Origin of the sequence: Clavibacter sp. MX14-G9D (assembly GCF_032917815.1) — a bacterium.
Taxonomy (GTDB): domain Bacteria; phylum Actinomycetota; class Actinomycetes; order Actinomycetales; family Microbacteriaceae; genus Clavibacter; species Clavibacter michiganensis_K.
Genome location: NZ_JAVCVL010000349.1, coordinates 1 through 1,603, shown reverse-complemented (window position 1 = coordinate 1,603; position 1,603 = coordinate 1). Strand labels below are relative to the sequence as shown.

At 75.2% G+C, this 1,603-nt stretch carries 2 protein-coding genes; one reads left to right on the top strand and one right to left on the bottom strand.

Going from position 1 to position 1,603, the window contains the following annotated elements:
• Positions 1 to 574: RDD family protein (locus tag Q6969_RS15510; RefSeq protein ID WP_317231244.1), on the bottom strand; the 574-nt coding region annotated here is incomplete at its 3' end.
• A gap of 16 nt (positions 575 to 590) precedes the next feature.
• Between Q6969_RS15510 and Q6969_RS15505 the strand changes: the two genes are divergently transcribed.
• Positions 591 to 1,586: a stage II sporulation protein M gene (locus Q6969_RS15505; protein ID WP_317231245.1), complete on the top strand. Its 996-nt coding sequence runs from the start codon at positions 591 to 593 to the stop codon at positions 1,584 to 1,586.
• Positions 1,587 to 1,603 lie beyond the last annotated feature (17 nt).

The window sequence follows — 1,603 nt, the reverse complement described above, 5'->3', positions numbered from 1 at the left end:
CCACGTCGGCCTCGGCGGCCCAGGCGACGAGGTGCGGCGGCACGGGCGGCAGCGGCGCCGGGTAGGCGGGCACGCGCTCGTGCTGCGACCGGGTGCCGGCCACCAGGTCGCCGAGGCGCTGCGCGCGCGGTGAGAGGAGCCCGACGAGGGCGGCGAGCCCGCCGAAGGTGAGGTACAGCTCGAGGACGCCGACGAGGGCACGCGCGACCGCGTGGCGGAGGCCGATGCCGCCGCCGTCCGCGCGGACGATGCGCGCCCCGACCGCCCAGCGGCCGAGCGAGCGGCCACGGGAGGCGACCTCGACCACGACGGGCATCACGACGACGGCGAGCACGACGGCGGCGATGACGCAGGCCGCGCCCGACGCCTCGTCGAGCAGCCCCGCCGCGGCGAGCCGGCCGATGAGGAGGACGAGCAGGAAGCCCACGACCACGGACGCGAGCACGTCGATCGCGGCGCCGGCGGCCCGCAGCACGAAGCCCGCGGGACGGACGTCGAGGGCGACGGCCTCGCCCACCACGAGCGCGTCGGGACCGTCCGAGGATCCCGGGTCGTGCGCGTCGGCGGCCGCCATGCATATAGTCAAGCAGATGGACCTCGACGCCTACACCGCCGCCCACCGGGACGCGTGGGACCGGCTCGCCCGCCTCGCCGGCCGGCGCCGGCTCACGGGACCCGACGCCGACGAGCTCGTCGACCGGTACCAGGCGGGCGCGGCCCAGCTCTCCGCCATCCAGGCCGCGGCCGGATCCACCGCGCAGGGGGACCGGCTGTCCGTCGCCCTCTCGCGGGCGCGCATGCGCTTCACCGGGCAGGCGACGAACCCCGCCGCGCGCATCCCCGCGTTCTTCGCCGTCGACCTCCCCGCGGCGCTGTACCGGATCCGCTGGCTCACCCTCGCGGTCGCCCTCGCGACCATCGCCATCGTGGCGCTCTACGCCACCTGGATCCTCCGGGACCCCGCGATGATCGCCAGCCTCGGCAGCGACGAGGACCTCCGCCGCTACGTCGAGGACGACTTCATCGACTACTACAGCTCCAACCCCGCGGCCTCCTTCACCGGCCAGGTGTGGACGAACAACGCGTGGATCGCGGCGCAGTGCGTGGCCTTCGGCATCACGGGGCTGTGGGTGCCGTACGTGATCCTGCAGAACGCGCAGGGCCTCGGCACGACCACGGCCGTCATGTTCTCCTACGGGGAGGGCGGCACGTTCTTCTCCTACATCCTCCCGCACGGCCTGCTGGAGCTCACGGCGATCTTCGTGGCCGCCGCCGCGGGCCTGCGCATCTCGTGGTCGTGGATCGCGCCCGGCGCCCGCACCCGCGGCCAGGCGCTCGCCGAGGACGGGCGGGCCCTCATCACCGTGGCCATGGGGCTCGTGCTGGTGCTGCTCGTGAGCGGGGTCATCGAGGGCTTCGTGACGCCGCAGCCCTGGCCCGTGCCGCTGAAGATCGGCATCGGCGCCGTGGCGCTCGCCGCGTTCCTCGTCTACATGGTGGTCGTGGGCGGTCGGGCGGTCCGCTCGGGCGCCACGGGCGACCTGGAAGAGTTCGAGGCGGGCGGCCGGCGGATCGTCGCGGGCTGAGCCCCGAGGAACCGCCG